The sequence below is a fragment of the Motiliproteus sp. genome (assembly GCF_965230735.1).
Taxonomy (GTDB): domain Bacteria; phylum Pseudomonadota; class Gammaproteobacteria; order Pseudomonadales; family Balneatricaceae; genus Motiliproteus.
This window is the reverse complement of record NZ_OZ246016.1, coordinates 2,336,973-2,357,404: the sequence shown is the minus strand read 5'-3', so window position 1 is coordinate 2,357,404 and position 20,432 is coordinate 2,336,973. Positions and strand designations below refer to the sequence as shown.

Below are 20,432 nucleotides of genomic sequence, written 5' to 3'. Positions count from 1 at the left end.
CAGACCAGAAACCCGCCAAAACCGGCAACCAAATACCATTAACTAGATTGATTTTTTACTTAACGTTCAATCATCTAGCGGAGAGTCTTCAAGGTCACCGCAAAGATGCTCCAACAGAGCCCGCCCTGCCCGCGACAGGTAGCGCTTTCGGTGCCAGCCGATACCGAGATTGAGATATACCGGCTCTTCGAACGACAGCGCCACCAGCCCGGATTCATGCTCCAGCACATGCCGCAGACAGATGCTGATGCCGCTGCCCTGACGTACCAGCGACAGCATTAAACGCAACAAGTTGGTTTCAAGCCCGATCCGCAGCGGATGACCCTCCTCACGGGAGGTCTGTTCCAGCAACTCTCGCAGGTAATAGCCCGGCTCATAAACCACCAGATCACGCTGAACAAACTGCTCGAAGGTGATCGACGGATAACGCGCCAAGGGGTCATCTGTAGCCACGCAGACGACAACCTCCTCACGGGCAAATGGCCTGGCTTCCAGAGTCGGGGAGACCTTATCCAGATGCAGAACCCCGAGTTCTGCCTCCCCGGCTTCGATCATTTCGGCAGCTCGCTGGGTGCCCTCGCTGCTGACACGTACTCTCACCCTGGGAAAGTCGCGCCGGAAAGAAGCCAACTGCTCCGGCAGCAGATAGGACCCCAGCATCGCCGACGTCAGCAACCTGACTTCACCGCCAACCACACCGCTCAGCTCCGACATCGCCATACCGGCCTGGTGAAACTGATCCAGAATACGGTCGGCATGATCCAGCAGCACCCGTCCTTCGGCAGTGAGTTCGATCTGCTTTTCGCTGCGATCAAACAGCATCAGACCAAACTCCTGTTCCAGCTTCTTGATCGCGATACTGACCGCCGGCTGGGCCATATGCAGCGATTTCGATGCCTTGGTAAAGCCGCCACAGCGGGCCACGGTCTGGAAAATCTGTAACTGACGTTTGTCCATGGCGCAAAATCCATAATCGATAAATATTCTCTAGATATAAAACATATATTATTTTTATCGAAAAACAAGTGATACCTTTTGTTACATCAATCAAACATCCCAACACAGGAAGCCAACATGTCCTCACAACCGAGCTGGGCCAAATTCAACTGGGAAGACCCGTTTCTGTTCGAAGATCAACTGACCGAAGAAGAGCGGATGATCCGTGATGCCGCACGTGCTTACTGTCAGGAGCAACTGCAGCCGCGCGTTCGTGAAGCGTTCCAGAACGAGCACACCGATCCGGCCATCTTCCGTGAGATGGGTGAAATGGGTCTGCTGGGCCCGCAGCTGGAAGGCTATGGCTGCCCCGGCATCAGCTACGTCGGCTACGGCCTGATCGCCCGCGAAGTTGAGCGTGTTGACTCCGGCTACCGCTCGATGATGAGTGTTCAGTCCAGCCTGGTGATGTACCCGATCTACGCTTACGGCTCCGAAGAGCAGAAGCAGAAGTACCTGCCGAAGCTGGCCACCGGTGAGTGGATCGGTTGTTTTGGTCTGACCGAGCCTGACCACGGTTCTGATCCCGGCTCCATGGTGACCCGTGCCCGTAGCGTTGACGGTGGCTACAAGCTCAGCGGTGCCAAAATGTGGATCACCAACTCCCCGATCGCCGATGTGTTCATCGTCTGGGGCAAGACCGACGACGGCAAGATCCGCGGCTTTATCCTCGAGAAAGGCATGCCGGGACTGAGTGCACCGAAGATCGAAGGCAAGCTGGCCCTGCGCAGCTCCATCACCGGTGAGATCGTGATGGACGAAGTGTTCGTGCCGGAAGAGAACCTGCTGCCTAACGTTGAAGGCCTGAAAGGCCCGTTCGGCTGTCTGAACAGCGCCCGTCTGGGTATCTCCTGGGGTGCATTGGGTGCTGCCGAAGCCTGCTGGCACTCCGCCCTGAACTACACCATGGAGCGTAAGCAGTTCGGTCGCCCGCTGGCGCAGAACCAGCTGATCCAGAAGAAACTGGCCATCATGCAAACCGATATCAGCCTGGGTCTGCAGGGCAGCCTGCGCGCCTCTCGCCTGAAGGATGAAGGCAAGCTGGCCCCGGAACTGATCTCGATGATGAAGCGCAACAACTGCGTCAAAGCTCTGGAGATCGCCCGTGAAGCCCGTGACATGCACGGCGGCAACGGTATCTCCGATGAATTCCCGGTCATGCGTCACATGGTCAACCTGGAAGTGGTCAACACCTACGAAGGTACCCAGGATATCCATGCGCTGATTCTGGGGCGTGCCCAAACAGGTCTGCAGGCGTTCTTCTAATCGCCTGCTCTTGCACCGGATGCTGATTCAGCATCCGGTTTTTTTTATCTACGTTGTGTGAGGGTTACCATGAACGCACCACTGCAAGGTATCCGGGTACTGGACATGAGCCGGATATTGGCCGGCCCTTGGGCGGGTCAGAGCCTGGCCGATCTGGGTGCCGAAGTGATCAAGATCGAGCGCCCCGGTTGTGGCGACGATACCCGCCACTGGGGCCCTCCCTACCTCAAAGATGCCGACGGCAACGACACCGCTGAGGCCGCCTACTACATGGCCGCCAACCGCGGTAAACGCTCGGTCACCGTCGATATCACCACCGAAGCCGGCCAGCAGATCATCCGCGATCTGGCTGCGCGTTCCGACGTGCTACTGGAAAACTACAAGGTCGGCGGACTGAAAAAATACGGCCTGGACTACGACAGCCTCAGAACGGTCAATCCGCAGCTGGTGTATTGCTCGATCACCGGTTTTGGCCAGGACGGTCCCTATGCACACCGGGCCGGTTACGACTTTATGATCCAGGGCATGGGCGGACTGATGAGCATCACCGGTGAGCCCTACGAGAAGCCCGGCGGTGGGCCGGTTAAAGTCGGCGTCGCGGTTACCGATCTGTTCACCGGCCTCTATGCCACCATTGCAGTACAGGGCGCCCTGCTGGAACGTCAGCGCTCCGGACTGGGCCAGCATATCGACCTGGCACTGTTTGATGTACAGGCGGCGGTGCTGGCCAATCAGGCCACCAACTACCTGGTCGGTGGCAAGGTGCCGCAACGACTCGGCAATGCACACCCGAATATCGTCCCCTACCAGGCGTTTGCCACCAGCGATGGCCATATCATCCTGGCGGTGGGCAACGACTCCCAGTTCCGGGCGTTCTGCGAACTGGCCGATCAGCAATGGGCCGATGATCCGCTGTACGCCACCAACCGTGCCCGGGTCGAGAACCGCGAACCGCTCTGTGCCGCCATCGCTGAGCTAATCGCCACCCAAACCAGCCAGTACTGGCTCGACGGACTGGAAGCGCGCAGCGTCCCCTGCGGTCCGATCAATCGGATCGACCAGCTGTTCGAAGATCCCCAGCTGCTGGCCCGCGGTATGAAGCAGACCCTGCAGCACCCGGATAATGACAACTTGAACCTGGTCAACAATCCGATCCGTTTCTCCCGCACCCCGGTCAGCACCGACCAGGCGCCACCGAAGCTTGGGGATGCTACCGAGCAGACCCTGCAGGAGCTGGGCTACAGCGACGAGCAGATCGACGCGTTGCGTCAGCAGCAGTGCATCTGATCGGACCAGCTGTCTTGTCCTGATATAGGTTGACATCCTTTCAGGTTGAAAACGCCCGATGCACCTCATCGGGCGTTTTGTATTTTAAGGCCATATGTGGCCGCCGTGTATTGTAGAGTCGGATCGACTCATCAACCATGATCGTGGCCTGATCTAGATCCTCTGGCTTTCTCAGCAGATACTCACCTTTCAGAATCCCGTTTACTCTTTCCGCAAGCGCATTCTGATAGCAGTCATACCCATCCGTCATCGAACAACGCACACCGTGCTCCTTATGTACGGCCTGATAGCGCTTTGAACAGTACTGTATCCCCCTGTCAGAGTGATGGATAAGCCCGGCGCTACCTTGGTAACCATCCAAGGCCTTCTGATAGGCCGTTAATACGGACTCAGCCCTCAAATCACCGTGTACGTGATAGCCGACGACTTTGCGTGAATACGCATCGGTAACCAGGCTCAGATAGGCCTCTCCGTCCCTGACTGGAAGATAGGTGATATCCGCGACCCAGATCTGTTCTGGCCGTGTGGCTTGCTCTTGCTCTGCACCGGGCTTTAGCAAGTTAGGATGGCACCAGAAACGATGATGACTCTGCGTAGTCTTGTGATATGCCCGGCGTCGCTGGACCAATAAGCGGCGATCCCTGAGCAGTTCAAATAGTTTGTCCCGGCCGATTTTACATTCCGTTTCGGCATTGAGCAGGGACAGTAGCTTACGCGCTCCCAGCCGAGGTTGCTGCATACGCTCACGTTGAACAAAGCTCAGTATGGAACAACGCATCTTTGCTTGCTGTTTCGCTCGCTGGCGTTGCTGATAGTAGGCCTGTCGGCTGATACCGAGGATTTGGCAAGCTCGAGTAACCGTCAGCCCTGTGACCTGCCGTTCTTCGATGACTTGCCGCGAGGCTTTTTTACGACACGGACCCCGTGATCCCGTTTGAGCACATCAACCACCGCTTCGAAGAACTCCGCTTTTTGCTGGGCATCTGCCAACTGTTGCTCAAGCTCCTTGATCCGCTGCTCTGGGGTAAGTTCTGAAGGCTTGTCTGACATTAGTTTTGCCTGGTGATCTGATCCTTGAGACCAATCTAGCCTGCCATGCTTACGTAGCCAAACTAATACGGTTGAGCGACCTTGGATGCCGTAACGCTGCTGTGCCTGCTTATAGGACAGTTCACCGGCTTCTACTTGGTCGACAACCGACAATTTAAAGGCGAGGGAATAATCTTTCTGAGTACGTTTAGTCTTTGTTTTCATGTCACTTCCCGAGTTAATGATCGAAAAGTGTCAACGTTATTCAGGACGGGACAAGCCCAATAAAAAAGGCCGGCGATTGCCGGCCTTTTTTGTCTTCGCCCTGCGACAGGGAAAAATCTATTACTTCTCTCGACAGATATACTTCAGTACTTCGACCACCTGCTCCGGGGTCTGCGTCCAAGCCATCGCCGCGCCGTCAACCTCTTTCAGCGGATGGATGATATCTTCGCTATGCAGCGTGATATAGGGCTTGCCCAGCGCCGCGCAGAAGCCGGCATCGAAGGCCGCGTTCCACTGTTTGTACTTGTCACCGAAACGCACCACCGCCAGGTCGCACTGTTCCAGCTGTGTCTTGGTACGGATCGCATTGACCTTGGCCGATTTATGGTCGCGCCAGAAACCGTTCTGCTCATCACCCAGCACATCACCGGCAGCATCGCTGGCATCATGATCGGTTACCGCCGAGCTGAATTCGATCGGCAGTCCAGCCGCACCGGCCGCTTTGATGATCTGCTCGCGCCAATCGGTGTGGATCTCACCGGACAGGTATACCTTCCAGGACATGATGCTCTCCTAAATTCTTATCAGTTGTGGCTAGCGACCACCGGCCGCGTCAATAAAGTTGCCGGTTATATAGGAAGCCTGCTCCGACAGCAACCACAACACCGCTTCGGCCACCTCTTCGGGCTGCCCACCCCGTTGCATCGGCAGGCTCGGGCCCAGCCGGTCGACTCTTCCCGGCTCACCACCATCGGCATGGATGTCGGTGTAGATGATGCCGGGACGCACCGCATTGACGCGGATACCTTCGGCCGCCACCTCTTTCGACAGCCCCAGCGTCATCGTATCGATCGCTCCCTTGGTTGCCGCGTAATCGATATACTCGCCTGGGGCGCCCAGGCGCGCGGCCACCGAAGAGAGGTTGACGATAGAACCGCCCTCACCGCCGTAGCGGGTCGACATCCGTTTCACCGCCTGTTTGGCACATAGGAAGCTGCCTACCACGTTGACCTGAAACAGCCGCTGCAGTCGGGCCGCATCCAGCTCATCCAAACGAGCCTGACGGTCCAGGATGCCGGCGTTATTCACCAACCCATGCAAGCGGCCAAAATGGTCGGCTTGCTGAAACAGCGCTTCAACTTCAGCTTCGTTGGCCACATCGGCGCAGATCGCCTGTGCCTGACCGCCGGCGTTGGTTATCTGCGCCACCAGTTCCAGCGCCTTATCAGCCTGCTGGCGGTAATTGATCACGACCCGATAGCCACGAGCGGCAATCAGACGGGCACAGGCTGCACCGATGCCTCGGGAGGCGCCGGTGATGATAACGACGGACTCGGCAGGAAGAAGTTTGCTGGCAGGTTCAGTCATAATGGCGGTCTCACATCGCTGCGGTTTTTACGTATCGGTTAGCTTAGCCAGCACTGTCGCCGGAAGGCAGCGCATAGGTGCCGACCGCATGCGCAACAGGCTCTTCCAAGCCATCGGAGAAGATACTGACTTCGCCGACCACCAGCGTGCGTCCCACTTTGTGCAGACGGCACTCACCAATGATGTCACGGTCCGCCACAGGCTTGCGCAGGAAATTGATGTTCAGATTGGTGGTCACCGCCATCTCAACCTTACCCAGCTCCCCCAGAATGGCCGTGTAGAGCGCCACATCGACCACCATCATCATGGTCGGCCCGGATACCGTTCCCCCGGGGCGTAGATGCTTGGCCGAAATCGGCTGACGGATCACAGCCCGTTTGTTACCCACGGATTCGACTGTGAAATCGGCATAAGGAAAAGCTTCCGCCAGGAAGCCGTTGATCTGATCAACTTTCATTTAGGTTCCTACGGTGATAACAGGGCCAAGCAACAGCCCTCGAGTCGGGCCTGAATCGCTGTCCATGATACATAAAAATACCGGCGGTTTATGGCCGCCGGTTTCTGGAATGGGGTGCTGTGTTCGCGTTACTGCATTAAATCCTGGCTGCACAAGCCATTCTTTTCCATGGTCTCACGCAGCATTCGCAGGGCCTCGATCTGAATCTGTCGGACCCGTTCACGGGTCAGCCCGACCTCGGCTCCGACCTGCTCCAGCGTGCAGAGTTCGTAACCGTTCAAGCCGAAACGACGCTGCAGGATTTCACGATGTTTACCCGGCAGCTCCTGCAGCCAGTCATCGAGGCGGCCGAACAGGTTGGTATTTTGCAGCCACTGCTCGGGACTCTCCGATTGGGTGTCGGCGATGATCTCCTGCAACGGGGTTTTCTTGTCGTTACCGACCATGGTGTCAATGGATGTGGTGCTGTCTTTCAGCTCCATCATCCGCTTCACCTTCTCCAGCGGCTTGTTGACCTTAGCCGCAATGGCCTCGCAGCTCGGATCATGGTCCAGCTCCTGGGCCAGCTCACGTTCCGCTTTGAGGTAGGTATTGAGTTCTTTCGTGACATGAACCGGCAGTCGAATCGTACGGGTCTGGTTCATGATCCCACGTTCGATGTTCTGGCGAATCCACCAAGTGGCGTAAGTGGAGAAACGGAAACCCCGGTCCGGGTCGAATTTCTCCACCGCCCGAATCAGCCCCAGATTACCCTCTTCGATCAGATCAAGCATCGACAGACCGCGATGCAGATAGCGTCGGGCGATTTTGACCACCAGACGAAGATTGCTCTCAATCATGCGCTGCTTGGCCGCCATATCACCGGCATGGAAGCGACGGGAGAAATAGACCTCTTCTTCAGCGGTCAGTAACTTGGCCGCACCGATTTCGTTGAGGTAGAGCTGAGTTGCATCCGGACTGCCCTTATCGTCAGCCGTCCAGTCACGGTTGTTCAACTTAGATCCCGAACCCCGACCACCAGCGATCTCTGAAGACTGCTCCAAGTTTTCGGTAACCGCTTCTTCTACAACCATGGCTAATTCCTTCCATCTCACTAGCAGGGATACTGCTTTATCCAGTCCTGTTTATCAGTAACCTACTAAAACAGTAAAGAATAAGATAGCTCAGCTTCGGCCTAGCGCAAGTAATTGTTTCAATGAAACATATTCCCTCGATTTACATATGTCAATTAGCCCGAGCCTATAAAGCTATGATCACAAAAAAACCATTTTGTTACTTTTTTCTTGATCCGAATCGATATCGTGCGCCCTACAGCCCCCGCACGATAAGACGATAACCTTAGTCGTTGGTCGCGTTAGCAGTCGCCATACACCACAGTATACTCAAACAAAAAATAACCGAATGACTGAAGTTCTAAGGAGCGGATTAATGTTCGACACCAGCACCAAGAGTCTGACCAGCCTCAAGATCGAACAGGGAGTTGCCTGGCTGACCATGGAGCGTGGGCAAGCCTACAACGCCTTGTCGGACGAACTGATGGAGCAGATGACCGAACAGCTCCAAACACTGGCAAAACACCCCCAGTGCAAAGTCGTCGTCATCAAGGGCGCAGGTCGGGGATTTTGCGCCGGCCATGATTTGAAACAGCTGACGCAGGATCAGGATGCCCAACGCCAGCATCGAACGTTTGAGCGCTGCGCCACCCTGATGCAGACACTGGTCAACATTCCCCAACCGGTCATTGCTCAGGTACATGGAATTGCCACGGCAGCCGGCTGCCAACTGGTCGCCAGCTGCGATCTGGCAGTGGCCGAGAAAGGCGCACGCTTTGCTACACCGGGGGTTAATATCGGTCTGTTCTGTTCCACCCCGATGGTTGCCCTGACCCGGTCACTCGCCCCCAAGCATGCGATGGAGATGCTACTGACCGGTGACATGATCGACGCCGAACGCGCTCACCAGATCGGTCTGATCAACCGGATCGTCGATGAACAGGAGTTGGATACCTGCGTCGCCGAGCTGGCACAGAGCATCGCCGCCAAATCGGGATACTGTGTTCAGACCGGCAAGCAAGCTTTCTATCGCCAGCTGAACCAACCCTTGGCTAACGCTTATGAGGACTGCTCTCAGGTAATGAGTTGTAACCTGCAACACCAGGATGCGGTCGAAGGAATCGATGCCTTTATAACCAAACGCAAACCAACCTGGAGTAGTTAAACGAGATGAGTTGTTGAACAAGATGGGATGCGGATATCAGTGATGCTGTACCCGAACGTGATCGAATCCGATCAGATGGGCCAGCTCGGTGGCCGGCGCGAGGCTGTCAAACAAGCAGGCCCGTCCACCCCAGGTTAACGGCAACAGCCCATCATCTTCATCACGTAATAGCATTATCCAGCCGTCCGGTTTCGGCTGCAGAATGACCTCTTTCAAGGCCCCCATCTTTTGACCCAGATAGACTTCAGAGAACTCCACGCTCTAACCTCACGTAAAATGAGCTCTACCTATTAACGGAACCACAAACGCCGTAAATTAGGTTCTTGGATAGACACAACCGCAACGATCTGACACGCTGCCATAAAGCATAGCAGCTGCTCTAGCGGCCAATTTTCGGGCCTGCCAGGATGGCCGGACTGTAGGAAAATTTTTCAATACGGATTCTTTGATATGTATATCGATCTCGCCGAACTAAACCCCAATCAGGTTTACTTCAATATGATTCAGACCCTGGTGCCTCGACCGATTGCCTGGGTCTTGTCGGAACATGCCAACGGCAAACTCAATCTGGCTCCGTTTTCCTATTTCAGCGCCGTATGCAGCGACCCGCCGCTACTGATGATCTCGGTGGGAAAAAAACCGGACGGCAGCCACAAAGATACCCGCGTCAATATTGAGCAGCGTGGACATTTCGTGGTTCATATTACCAGTGCGGAACAACTCGAAGTCATGAACCAGAGTTCGATGACCCTGCCCGCCGAGATTTCTGAAGTTGATGAATTAAATCTGGAAACCGCCACCTTCGAAGGATTCCCGCTCCCCAGACTCAAGGACAGTCGGGTGGCCTTCGGGTGCGAGCTGTACCGTATCGATGAGATCGGCAATAGCGCTCAGTCACTGATCTTTGGTGAGATCAAGCAGATCTACATCGACGATCAGGTCGCCACTCGGGATGACAAGGGGCGTTTAAAACTCGATACCAGCCGACTCAATCCGGTGGCCCGGTTGGGTGCCTCGGAGTATATGGGATGCGGTGAGATCATCACCCTCAAGCGGCCAATGTAACGCCGGCCGTCATACCCGAGTCTTTCCCGGCAATCAAACGAGCGTTCCAATTTTATTGAGACCGGTCGGTTTGCAACTGAAAAAGTTTCAGTCGCAGGGGCTCCGAATGGAGCACCTGCGATCTAAAAAGAGCCCGCGGTTGAGGATTACCATTGATTGGTCAGCATCCGCTAAGGCCGGTGGAACCCGCAGCAGGCGGCAACCCGGCCGCCTGGCCGGCCTTAGTTCAAAACCATCCTCAGTGACTGATCATCCGTAGGTTGATCACTTCTTCGATCGCACTCAGCGCATCGATCGATGCCTGACAGGGCACCTCTTCCAGGTCGATGATGTTGTAGGCCAGGTCATCACGACTCTTGTTCAACATATCGACGATATTGAGGTTGTACTCAGCAATGATGGCGGTGATCTGACCCAGTACCTTGGGTACATTGCGATTGGTAATGGTCAAGCGCACCGGCGTGGTCCGAGCCAATTCAATCGGCGGGAAGTTAACCGAGTTGCGGATATTGCCGTTTTCCAGGAAATCGATCAGTTGATCCGCCACCATCATGGCGCAGTTCTCTTCCGCTTCGGCCGTACTGGCCCCGATATGAGGCATCTGCAGCATCTTCGGATGGCCCAGCGTCTCATTAGCCGGGAAGTCACAGACGTAACGATGCAGACGCTCTTCATTCAGAGCCGCCAGAATCGCTTGCTTGTCGACGATTTCACCACGGGCGAAGTTCAGCAACACCGCATTGGGCTTTGCCGTGGCCAGCAGGGATTCATTGATCAATCCCTTGGTCGCTTCGATGGCCGGCAGGTGCAGACTGATGTAATCACACTTGGCAAACAGGCTATTGAGGTTATCCATCTTCTGAACCCGGCTCGATAACCGCCAGGCTGCTTCGACCGAAATCGCCGGATCATAGCCGCAAACCTGCATTCCCAGATCCAAGCCCATATTGGCGACCAGCGAGCCGATATTACCCAGCCCGACCACACCCAGGGTCTTACCACGCAACTCTGAGCCGGCAAAGCGCTTCTTCTCTTTTTCCAGCAGCGGATCGAGCCCCTCCTGCGGTTCCAGCTCATCAACGAAACGCATCCCCTGATAGATATCTCGGGAGCCCAGCAGCAGGCCAGCCAGCACCAGCTCCTTGACCGCGTTGGCATTGGCACCGGGGGCGTTGAACACCACGATTCCCTGCTCGGTGCATCGATCCAAAGGAACATTGTTGACCCCGGCACCGGCACGGGCGATGGCTTTGAGCGTTTCCGGGAATTCAACGTCGTGAAGTTTTTGCGAGCGCAGCAGGAAGGCGTCCGGATTCGGCAGTTCACTGGCTATTTCGTAGCTGTCGCGGGGGAATCGGTCCAGACCTTTAACGGAAATACTGTTGTAAGTTCGTATCTGATACATAGTGGGCCTTACTTGGAGAATTAGAATAGTTATGTCGATCTAGTTATTGGCTGCCAGCCTACGCTGGGCTGACAGCAAAACGGCCCTAAAAAGGGCCGTTTAAAAATCGTGCGTTAGCTGTTCTTGACCTGGTGGTAGCCCCATTCAAGCCAGGGCAGCAGCGCTTCGATATCGGCCGTATTAACCGTGGCACCGCACCAAAGCCGCAGGCCGGCAGGCGCATCGCGGTAGGCACCGATATCGTAAGCAACCCCTTCGGCATCCAGCAGTTTGACCAGCGCCTTAACCTCGTCATCGCTAAGATCCAAGGTCAGACAAACACTGGTGTTGGAGCGCTGAGCCGGGTTCTCGGCCAGGAACTGGATCCAGTCACGACTATCGACAAAGGACTCGATCGCCTTCAGGCTGGCGTTGCTGATCTCAATCGCGGCGGAGACACCACCGATTTCACGCACCCAATCCAGCGCATCCTGGTAGTCGGCAACAGCCAGCATCGATGGTGTATTGATCGTGGCGCCTTTAAAGATACCCTCGATCAGTTTTCCGCCTTTGGTCAACCGGAAAATCTTCGGCAGCGGCCATGCCGGGGTGTAGCTTTCCAAACGCTCGACCGCCCGGGGGCTCAGGATCAACATTCCGTGGGCCCCTTCTCCACCCAGCACTTTCTGCCAGCTGAAAGTGACCACATCGAGCTTCTCCCAAGGCATCTCCATCGCGAACACCGCCGAGGTGGCATCGCAGATGGTCAGGCCCTGGCGATCGTCGCTGATCCAATCGGCGCTATCGACCTTAACCCCGGAGGTGGTGCCATTCCAGGTGAACACAATATCGTGGTCCGGATTGGTTTGGCTCAGATCCGGCAGCTGGCCGTAGTCGGCGCTGATATGGTTGACCTCCAGTTTCAACTGCTTGGTGATATCACCATGCCAACCGGCACCGAAAGACTCCCAGGAGCAGACATCGATCGGACGTGCGCCCAGCAGGCTCCATAGTGCCATCTCCACCGCACCGGTATCAGAAGCCGGTACGATACCGACCCGGTAGCCCTCAGGCAGGCCGAGCAGGTCGGCGGTATCGTCGATAGCCTTTTGCAGTGCAGCTTTGCCCAACGAGGAACGGTGCGAACGACCCAAGGTAGCAGTATCCAGTTGCGCCACGGAATAACCGGGGCGTTTACTGCAAGGACCGGATGAGAAATTAGGATTCTGGGGTTTGACGGCAGGACGTGCTTCCACGGGAGTTCCTCACTGAGTTGCTATTGCGCATCGCAAAAAAAAGGTAGCCCGATAGTACCGAAAAACGCCCTCTTCTCAAAGTCAGAGATCATACGAAACGGCTAAAATCAACACCTTGGGCTAGGCTTTGAGTTTCAGCCATTATCAAAGGAGAGAACCATGGCTCGATTGTTATTGCTCGGGGGCAATACGGCCGCCATTCTGGGCATTTTGATCTGCGTACTGGCTGGGCTGTTCCGCCTACTGGGACACTATTATCTGCCCGGCGGGATCGAAGTAATCAGCGCCTTTACCCTGGGTACCGGACTGATGGTCTTTGCCTGTCTGGCCAAGCTGGAACTGATCTACTGCCGTTGCCAGCCCGGGTCGGATTGATTGGTTCTATTACCAGCCATCAGCGCCATCCAACGGATGCCTTTCACAGCCTTTAGCGGAAATAAAAAAGAGAGCCCGAAGGCTCTCTTTCAAGGTGTCCCGACTTGGCGGTGATTACTGAGCTTTAACCGCCTGACGGTGTGCGTGCAGCAGCGGCTCGGTATAGCCACTGGGCTGCTCACAGCCTTTGAAGACCAGATCGCAAGCCGCTTCAAAGGCGATACCATCGAAGCTGGGTGCCATGGCTCGGTAGCCGGGATCAGCAGCGTTCTGCTGATCAACCACGGCGGCCATCTTCTTCAACGTCGCCATGACCTGCTCTTCGGTGCAGATGCCGTGGCGCAACCAGTTGGCGATATGCTGGCTGGAGATCCGCAGAGTGGCACGATCCTCCATCAGGCCGACGTTGTTGATATCCGGCACCTTGGAACAACCGACCCCACTGTCAACCCAGCGGACCACATAGCCGAGGATACCCTGGGCGTTGTTGTCGAGCTCCTTCTGGATCTCGTCGGCGCTGAGCTGACGATCACCCAACAGCGGGATGGTCAGGATATCGTCTACATTAGCGCGAGCGCGGCTGCGCAGCTCCTGCTGACGGCTCGGCACGCTGACCTTGTGGTAGTGCAGCGCGTGCAGCGTAGCGGCGGTCGGGGACGGAACCCAGGCGGTGTTGGCACCGGCCATCGGGTGACCGATCTTGGCTTCCATCATGTCGGCCATGTTGTCCGGCACCGGCCACATGCCCTTACCGATCTGGGCTTTGCCCGGCAGACCACAAGCCAGTCCCACATCCACGTTTTGATCTTCGTAAGCCAGGATCCACGGCAGCGTTTTCAGATCACCCTTCGGTGCAAAGGCACCGGCTTCCATGCTGGTGTGAATCTCATCACCGGTACGATCAAGGAAGCCGGTGTTGATGAACACAACCCGATCCTTAGCCGCACGGATACACTCTTTCAGGTTAACCGAGGTACGGCGCTCTTCATCCATGATGCCGACCTTCATGGTGAAGCGTGGTAGCCCCAGGGCATCTTCGATGCGACCGAATAGTTCGTTGGTAAAGGCCACCTCTTCCGGGCCGTGCATCTTCGGCTTAACGATATTGATGCTGCCAGCGCTGGAGTTGCAGATGCTGTTACCGTTGAGCTGTCCGTTCCCTTTTAGATCGTGCATGGCGATCAGTGCCGTGACCAGACCATCCATGATCCCCTCAGGTACTTCATTACCGTCTTTGTCGATAATGGCCGGATTGGTCATCAGATGGCCGACGTTACGGACAAACAGCATTGAACGACCCTTGAGGACCAGCTCGGAAGCATCGGTGGTGGTATAACGACGGTCGTCGTTCAGACGGCGAGTGATGGTCTTGCCACCCTTCTCCATCACCTCTTCCAGATCACCGCGCATCAGGCCCAGCCAGTTGCTGTAGGCCAGAACCTTATCATCGGCATCAACCGCGGCCACCGAATCTTCGCAATCCATGATGGTGGTCAGAGCCGCTTCCAGAACCAGGTCCTTAACACCGGCGGCATCGGTCTTACCGATTGGGTGATCGCGGTCGATCTGAATTTCGATATGGAGATTGTTGTGTACCAGCAGAATTGCCGTCGGGTTGGCGGCATCGCCCTGGTAGCCCACCAGCTGAGCCGGATCGCTCAGCGCACTCTGCTCGCCCCCCTTGAGGGTGATCTGCAGCTGACCGTCAACGATGGCATAACCGCTGGACTGGCTGTGATCTCCAACACTGAGCGGCGCAGCTTCGTTCAACACGGCACGGGCGTACTCGACCACTTTGGCACCACGTACCGGATTGAATTGTGCAGTTTTCTCGGCGCCGTCGGTTTCAGGCAGGATGTCGGTGCCGTAAAGAGCATCGTAGAGGCTACCCCAGCGCGCGTTGGCCGCATTCAGGGCAAAGCGGGCGTTCATGATCGGCACAACCAGCTGCGGTCCGGCCTGGTTGGCGATTTCCGGCTCGACACCTTCGGTGCTGATTTCAAAATCCGGTCCTTCAGGTACCAGGTAGCCGATCTGCTGCAGGAAGGCTTTGTAGTCGGCGAAGTCACCGGCGCCCCCTTGGCCGTTATTCTGATTGCGATGCCAGTCGTCGATCTGCTCCTGAAGCTGGTCGCGTTTGGCCAACAACGCCCGATTCTTCGGCGCCAGATCGGTCAGGATTTCCTCGAAAGCGGTCCAGAACGCCTGCGGTTCGACACCGGTCCCCGGCGCCACCTTATCGGCAATCAGGTCATACAGAACGGTTGCAATCTGAAGTCCACCTACTTGGGTGCGCTGAGTCATAGGAATCCCTCTAAGGTTCAGTGGGTTATAAAATCTGGCTCGTCGTGTTCAAGAGACAATCCGAGGTCACATCGGCCAATAGTTATCAACCGATTCTATAGCGGGCGCAACAATTTACCTAGATTATCAAAAGAATCCCCGGTATTTGTTGCATGAATGCTAAACCAAGCCTTCAACACCACAGCGCCAAAGCACGGCAGCGTCAAATCGCTTCGGGCACTGTCTCCGCCACTTCGCTGATTACATTGCGCAACCACTGATGGCCCGGGTTGTGCTGCAGCAGTGGACTCCAGGCCATCTTCAGCTCGATCTCAGGGATCGGGAACGGCGGGGGCTTGATCACCATCCCTTTAGAGTGTTGTCGTAGATTGGCCGCTCGGGTCGGTAGCGTCACCACCAGGTCTTCCTGCTCCGCTAACAGCATCGCAGTCTGGTAGTGGCGGGTGAACACAGTGATATTGCGTTTCTTGCCCAGTTTGTTGAGCGCCCCGTCAACCCAGCCCAGGCGCTGAACGTCCTGCGGGTTGATCCCGACCCCGGCGCCAAAACCGGTTTTGCTGACCCAGATATGGTTGGCTTCAATATAGTGGTCGAGATCGAACTGCTCACAGATCGGGTTGCTGCTGCTCAGCACGCAGGAAAAGCCATCGTGCCAGATGGTCTTCTGATGGAAGGATTGCGGCATGGCATCGAAACGGTTGATCACCATATCGACCTTGCCCTGCTCCACATCCAAGAAACTGACGTCACTGGGGGTCATGATGTCCAGTGCGACTCCGGGAGCGACATCTCGAATCCGCTTCAACACTGCCGGAAACAGGGTGGCTTCGGCGTAATCGCTGGCCATGATCCGGAACACCCGCTCGGTCTGGGCGGCATCGAACGGCTGTTTGGGCTGCAACGCTTTTTCCAACTGGGCCAAGGCTTCACGAACCAGCGGCTGCAGTTCGTTGGCGCGCTCGGTCGGCGTCATACCATCGCTGGTACGAACCAGCAGCGGATCGCCCAGCAGGTCCCGCAGACGACGCAGACCGTTACTCATCGCCGGTTGGCTTAATCCCAACTGGTTTGCTGCATTAGTCACACTACGTTCACGCAGTAGTACATCGAGATAGACAAGCAGGTTCAGGTCGATACGGTCGAGATTCATGGCAACTCAGTTCTATTCAGCAAATGGATACCCGCTATAAGGGTGATAAACAGGATAAATTATTTAGCTGCCAACTACCTTACTTCTCTCACCAAACCTCGTGGATTTATTCAATTTCAGTGCTGGCAACCGTCAACCATTCACAAAAAGAATAGCAAGCATATGCAATATAAATTTCAATGATGGAAATCCCAGGGTTATAGTCGACTCAGCTCTACACAGTAGCGCACCTCTTAAAACATGAACTGATGCGACAATAACGCAAGTGAGGAGAGACCATGTCATCACTGAGCAAAGACATCGAATCCATCGCCGCCCTGTGCGATAACCACGGCAACCCCTGGGATGCAATCAACCCTGAATCCGCAGCCCGTATGCGTGCGCAGAACAAGTTCAAGACTGGTCTTGATATCGCCAAGTACACCGCCGGCATCATGCGTCGCGACATGGCTGAGTTCGACAAGGACAAGACCAAGTACACCCAGTCACTGGGTTGCTGGCACGGTTTCGTTGGTCAGCAGAAGCTGATCTCTATCAAGAAGCACTTCGGTTCCACTGAGCGTCGCTACCTGTACCTGTCCGGTTGGATGGTTGCTGCTCTGCGTTCTGACTTCGGCCCGCTGCCGGATCAGTCCATGCACGAGAAGACTGCTGTAGCCTCCCTGGTTGAAGAACTGTACACCTTCCTGCGTCAGGCTGACGCCCGCGAACTGGGCGGCCTGTTCCGCGAGCTGGACAAGGCCCGTGAAGCCGGTGATGCTGCTAAAGAAGCTGAAATCCAGAGCCAGATCGACAACCACGAAACTCACGTTGTACCGATCGTTGCTGACATCGACGCTGGTTTCGGTAACGCAGAAGCGACTTACCTGATGGCCAAGCAGATGATCGAAGCTGGTGCTTGCTGTCTGCAGATCGAAAACCAGGTTGCTGACGAGAAGCAGTGTGGTCACCAGGACGGTAAGGTTACCGTTCCTCACGCCGACTTCCACGCCAAGCTGCGCGCCCTGCGTTACGCCTTCCTGGAACTGGGTGTTGATGACGGTGTTATCGTTGCCCGTACCGACTCCGAAGGTGCTGGCCTGACCAAAGAGATCGCTGTTGTCCGCGAGCCGGGTGACCAGGGTGACGTTTACAACTCCTTCCTGGATTGCGAAGAAGTTGCACCGGAAGACACCAAAGAAGGTGATGTACTGATCAGCCGCGACGGCAAGCTGGTTCGCCCGAAGCGTCTGCCTTCCGGTCTGTACCAGTTCCGTCAGGGCACTGGCCACGAGCGTTGCGTCTTCGACTGTATCGAAGCGATCAATGCCGGCGCTGACCTGCTGTGGATCGAAACTGCGGTTCCGACTGTCCACGAAATCAAGGACATGATGGACGAAGTTCGCAAGGTTCACCCGGATGCGAAGCTGGTTTACAACAACTCGCCGTCCTTCAACTGGACCCTGAACTTCCGTCAGCAGACTTACGATGCATGGGCCGCTGAAGGTAAGGATGTTTCCGCTTACGACCGTGCCAACCTGATGAGCGCCGAGTACGACGACTCTGAACTGTCTGCCGCAGCTGACGCTCGCGTCCAGACTTTCCAGGCGGACACCGCTCGCGAAGCGAACGTATTCCACCACCTGATCACTCTGCCGACTTACCACACCACCGCCCTGTCTGTAGACAACCTGGCGAAAGAGTACTTCGGTGACAAGGCAATGCTGGGCTACGTTGAAGGCGTTCAGCGTAAAGAGATCCGTCAGGGTATCGCCTGTGTTAAGCACCAGAACATGGCTGGTTCCGATCTGGGCGACGACCACAAAGAGTACTACGCGGGTGAGAACGCGCTGAAAGCTGGCGGTGCGAAGAACACTTCCAACCAGTTCAGCTAAGCACTGAATCTCGGGCGGGCTTACCCCGGCCTGCCCAAACAGAGATAACCCTCTTTAGCCCCGCTTAACCGCGGGGCTTTTTTTTATTACCATTCTCTCCATAGCCTACGTCGCCACCTCTGCGTGACGCACACCTAGATTCAATTGTGAGAATTTTCATGACCCAGACCCCCGAACACCTTCAGGATGCTGAACAGATTCTAAGCCAAAGCGGATTCGCTACCGGCCAGGTTTGGTATCACGGCACCTCATCGGCCCTGGTCGACTCGATCGTTGAAAACGGCCTGAAGCGCTCCGGCGATAAAGCCATGAAGCAAGCCGCCAAGCAGACCATGGCCACCATTGGTAACAGCTACACCGAATCGATCGAACCGGTTTTCCTGACCCAAAGCAAAGAGCTGGCCTACTACTGGGCGGAGCGTACCGTTCGCGACCGCAGCGTCCGCTTTGAAGGTGAAGAGCAGCCGATCGTGTTGGCGGTCAATCTACCGGACGAGATCAATGCCAAAGTCAGGCCCGACGTCGGCGCCGCCAGCCTGCTGCTGATCGAAGGGGAAAAATACCTCCCCTTCGTGGCTGCGATTTATGAACGTTGCGGCCTCGCAGCTCCTGAGATCGACCTGCGCAGCGCCGATCGGATGGCATACCTCAACATTCTCGGAATGGCCTATCTGGATCAGGATGTGGCGCCCGAACAGATCCAGCCCATCGCCTCCTGATCAAACAGCGGCAGTAACACGGAGATCGTTACTGCCGCTCCCATCTGAACACAACATCAACCATCGATGAAACCGGATTGTCACACCGCGATGCGACTCTTGCTGGCGCAAATTCGCCAGGCGCTTCCGTTTGAGATGGACGAGGCGCAGTTGTGTCGCGGCCCCTGCCAAGGCTGTTCAAAAAAGCTATTGGAGTTCATCGACATGGAGCTTGAAGAGTGGCAGACCCGACTCGACCGTGGTGAACAGCCCAGCTTGGGAGATATTCAAAAACTGGCCAAGCGGGCACGTAAGGTTTATCAGGTGATGCAGAACAACGGCTTGATTGAGATCGTCAACCCCGACTAATAGCCCTAGCATTCATCGGGTTAATCCAGTAGAGTAGCGCCCCAAAATATACCCAGAATAACAACAACGAGGCTTTAAGGATGCCGCATCAAACAGCGACGGATTTCGCTCTGGCCACCGACGGCTACTTTTTTTCCACCGAACCCTTCCATCAACACGACCAGATCGAAGCCATCCAATTGGCTTGCCTGCTGGGCAGCAATACCGAGTATCATCTTGAGGTAATTCTGGAGGCCGAGTCACTGGCCGATCAGAGCCGCTACCAGCTGGCGTTAACCGGTGAGTTGCGAATCGAAGATCAGCAGCACCACAGCGTGAGTTTAGAACAGCTGAGAGAACTGCCGCTGGAAGAGCTACGCGCTGAGCGCCTGCAAGAGAAGGGTTACATACTGGTAAAATGCCCCAGATTCAGCTGGTTCAAGCAACACCAACCGCTGGGCCAGCCATGCGACAATATTACTGCCTGCGCGGCAGAGGCGCTGGAATGCTTGCGTCAGCAGTTGAACCAAAACCAGGCTGCCTAGATCAGCCTGAAGCTACAGGCCCGCTAAATATGCAGGCCTGTAAACCAAACTCCGCGGCTAGCCCCGTAAACGCAGCGGTTCAGAATCAAAGCAGACCCCTTCCCACCCCGTTTGCATAAAGGCTCGGATGTTCCCGTGGGCCTCACCTTTCGGATCGCCCACAACTTCCAGATGGTAAAAATCGCCAAATAGGTTCAGCGTCTGCTCAACGGTTAGTTGATGTAGTTTGGCAAAAGCCAGCAGCTTACAGGACCCCTGATTCTGATCTTCAGCATTCTGCAGTCCACCGTTGCTGAAAGCCGTTGGAGAATAGTCATAATACTGCTCAATCAGCGCCATCAATTCGCTAAATTGTATCGGTTCCAGCGCCCGAGCGCGGTCTAAAAACTGCTCCACCTGCATAGCTACTTCCTTTTCATTAAGCTGTTTCAAATTGCAATCCGAAAGATAGCCGCAAGCATAGGGGGTGAGTCAGCTCTCATCAATCCTCCTTCCAGCAGAATCATCGACCCCAGCCCTTTTAGATGCCCAAGTCGCGTACAAAGCCCCGACGGCTGCCAGATTTCGACAAGTAAAAGGCATTAAATG

21 protein-coding genes are annotated in these 20,432 nt (G+C 55.7%); 9 read left to right on the top strand and 12 right to left on the bottom strand.

The window, feature by feature from the left end:
* Positions 1-66: 66 nt before the first annotated feature.
* Positions 67-957, bottom strand: a complete 891-nt coding sequence (locus tag ACO05M_RS11000) for a LysR family transcriptional regulator (protein WP_421862474.1) — start codon at positions 955-957, stop codon at positions 67-69.
* 117 nt (positions 958-1,074) lie between these two features.
* Here ACO05M_RS11000 and ACO05M_RS10995 point away from each other — a divergent pair, with 117 nt between their 5' ends.
* Together ACO05M_RS10995 and ACO05M_RS10990 are read left to right on the top strand one after the other, a co-directional pair.
* Entirely contained in the window at positions 1,075-2,262 is a 1,188-nt protein-coding gene (locus ACO05M_RS10995) for an acyl-CoA dehydrogenase (RefSeq protein ID WP_421862471.1), read from the top strand.
* A 69-nt stretch (positions 2,263-2,331) separates the two neighbouring features.
* The gene (locus ACO05M_RS10990) at positions 2,332-3,549 is read left to right on the top strand and encodes a CaiB/BaiF CoA transferase family protein (RefSeq protein WP_421862469.1); all 1,218 of its coding nucleotides are present in this window, start codon (positions 2,332-2,334) and stop codon (positions 3,547-3,549) included.
* Between the two features lie 40 nt (positions 3,550-3,589).
* On the opposite strand, the gene ACO05M_RS10985 is transcribed toward ACO05M_RS10990, so the two are convergent.
* The 5 genes from ACO05M_RS10985 to rpoS form a co-directional block, all read right to left on the bottom strand.
* A protein-coding gene (locus ACO05M_RS10985; protein ID WP_421862467.1) for an IS3 family transposase occupies positions 3,590-4,803 on the bottom strand; the annotation gives its coding sequence in 2 pieces (ribosomal slippage) (positions 3,590-4,461 and positions 4,461-4,803; 1,215 coding nt in all).
* Between the two features lie 120 nt (positions 4,804-4,923).
* Positions 4,924-5,367, bottom strand: coding sequence for a YtoQ family protein (locus ACO05M_RS10980; protein WP_421862464.1), 444 nt, complete (start codon positions 5,365-5,367; stop codon positions 4,924-4,926).
* A gap of 30 nt (positions 5,368-5,397) precedes the next feature.
* Entirely contained in the window at positions 5,398-6,171 is a 774-nt protein-coding gene (locus ACO05M_RS10975; RefSeq protein ID WP_421862461.1) for an SDR family oxidoreductase, read from the bottom strand.
* A gap of 43 nt (positions 6,172-6,214) precedes the next feature.
* The gene (locus tag ACO05M_RS10970) at positions 6,215-6,628 is read right to left on the bottom strand and encodes a PaaI family thioesterase (RefSeq protein ID WP_421862459.1); all 414 of its coding nucleotides are present in this window, start codon (positions 6,626-6,628) and stop codon (positions 6,215-6,217) included.
* 128 nt (positions 6,629-6,756) lie between these two features.
* Positions 6,757-7,701: an RNA polymerase sigma factor RpoS gene (gene rpoS, locus ACO05M_RS10965; protein WP_421862455.1), complete on the bottom strand. Its 945-nt coding sequence runs from the start codon at positions 7,699-7,701 to the stop codon at positions 6,757-6,759.
* Between the two features lie 355 nt (positions 7,702-8,056).
* Here rpoS and ACO05M_RS10960 point away from each other — a divergent pair, with 355 nt between their 5' ends.
* Entirely contained in the window at positions 8,057-8,845 is a 789-nt protein-coding gene (locus tag ACO05M_RS10960) for an enoyl-CoA hydratase (RefSeq protein WP_421862452.1), read from the top strand.
* Positions 8,846-8,881: 36 nt separating this feature from the next.
* Here the strand turns inward: ACO05M_RS10960 and ACO05M_RS10955 are convergent, their stop codons facing one another.
* Positions 8,882-9,103 (bottom strand): hypothetical protein, encoded by a 222-nt coding sequence (locus tag ACO05M_RS10955; protein WP_421862449.1) that lies wholly within the window; start codon positions 9,101-9,103, stop codon positions 8,882-8,884.
* A 192-nt stretch (positions 9,104-9,295) separates the two neighbouring features.
* On the opposite strand from ACO05M_RS10955, the gene ACO05M_RS10950 reads away from it, so the two are divergent.
* Positions 9,296-9,910, top strand: coding sequence for a flavin reductase family protein (locus tag ACO05M_RS10950; RefSeq protein ID WP_421862447.1), 615 nt, complete (start codon positions 9,296-9,298; stop codon positions 9,908-9,910).
* Positions 9,911-10,148: 238 nt separating this feature from the next.
* Here ACO05M_RS10950 and ACO05M_RS10945 read toward each other — a convergent pair whose 3' ends face one another.
* Both ACO05M_RS10945 and ACO05M_RS10940 read right to left on the bottom strand, forming a co-directional pair.
* A complete protein-coding gene (locus ACO05M_RS10945; RefSeq protein WP_421862444.1) occupies positions 10,149-11,315 on the bottom strand; it encodes a phosphoglycerate dehydrogenase in 1,167 nt (388 codons plus the stop codon).
* A gap of 113 nt (positions 11,316-11,428) precedes the next feature.
* Entirely contained in the window at positions 11,429-12,550 is a 1,122-nt protein-coding gene (locus ACO05M_RS10940) for a phosphoserine transaminase (protein WP_421862441.1), read from the bottom strand.
* A 159-nt stretch (positions 12,551-12,709) separates the two neighbouring features.
* Here ACO05M_RS10940 and ACO05M_RS10935 point away from each other — a divergent pair, with 159 nt between their 5' ends.
* Positions 12,710-12,925 carry a hypothetical protein gene (locus ACO05M_RS10935; RefSeq protein ID WP_421862438.1) on the top strand — a complete coding sequence of 72 codons (216 nt, stop codon included), beginning with the start codon at positions 12,710-12,712 and terminating at the stop codon, positions 12,923-12,925.
* Positions 12,926-13,039: 114 nt separating this feature from the next.
* Here the strand turns inward: ACO05M_RS10935 and ACO05M_RS10930 are convergent, their stop codons facing one another.
* Together ACO05M_RS10930 and ACO05M_RS10925 are read right to left on the bottom strand one after the other, a co-directional pair.
* Positions 13,040-15,229: a malate synthase G gene (locus ACO05M_RS10930; protein ID WP_421862436.1), complete on the bottom strand. Its 2,190-nt coding sequence runs from the start codon at positions 15,227-15,229 to the stop codon at positions 13,040-13,042.
* Positions 15,230-15,431: 202 nt separating this feature from the next.
* Positions 15,432-16,379, bottom strand: a complete 948-nt coding sequence (locus tag ACO05M_RS10925) for a LysR family transcriptional regulator (protein WP_421862434.1) — start codon at positions 16,377-16,379, stop codon at positions 15,432-15,434.
* Between the two features lie 278 nt (positions 16,380-16,657).
* Between ACO05M_RS10925 and ACO05M_RS10920 the strand changes: the two genes are divergently transcribed.
* The 4 genes from ACO05M_RS10920 to ACO05M_RS10905 all read left to right on the top strand — a co-directional run bounded on the left by ACO05M_RS10920 (position 16,658) and on the right by ACO05M_RS10905 (position 19,844).
* On the top strand, positions 16,658-18,253 hold the full coding sequence (locus ACO05M_RS10920; RefSeq protein ID WP_421862431.1) for an isocitrate lyase: 1,596 nt from the start codon (positions 16,658-16,660) through the stop codon (positions 18,251-18,253).
* Between the two features lie 158 nt (positions 18,254-18,411).
* Positions 18,412-18,972, top strand: a complete 561-nt coding sequence (locus ACO05M_RS10915; RefSeq protein ID WP_421862428.1) for a hypothetical protein — start codon at positions 18,412-18,414, stop codon at positions 18,970-18,972.
* Between the two features lie 66 nt (positions 18,973-19,038).
* Positions 19,039-19,320 (top strand): hypothetical protein, encoded by a 282-nt coding sequence (locus ACO05M_RS10910; protein WP_421862427.1) that lies wholly within the window; start codon positions 19,039-19,041, stop codon positions 19,318-19,320.
* Positions 19,321-19,400: 80 nt separating this feature from the next.
* Positions 19,401-19,844 carry a hypothetical protein gene (locus tag ACO05M_RS10905; protein ID WP_421862425.1) on the top strand — a complete coding sequence of 148 codons (444 nt, stop codon included), beginning with the start codon at positions 19,401-19,403 and terminating at the stop codon, positions 19,842-19,844.
* 57 nt (positions 19,845-19,901) lie between these two features.
* Here ACO05M_RS10905 and ACO05M_RS10900 read toward each other — a convergent pair whose 3' ends face one another.
* Entirely contained in the window at positions 19,902-20,276 is a 375-nt protein-coding gene (locus ACO05M_RS10900) for a HopJ type III effector protein (protein ID WP_421862422.1), read from the bottom strand.
* Positions 20,277-20,432: the final 156 nt, after the last annotated feature.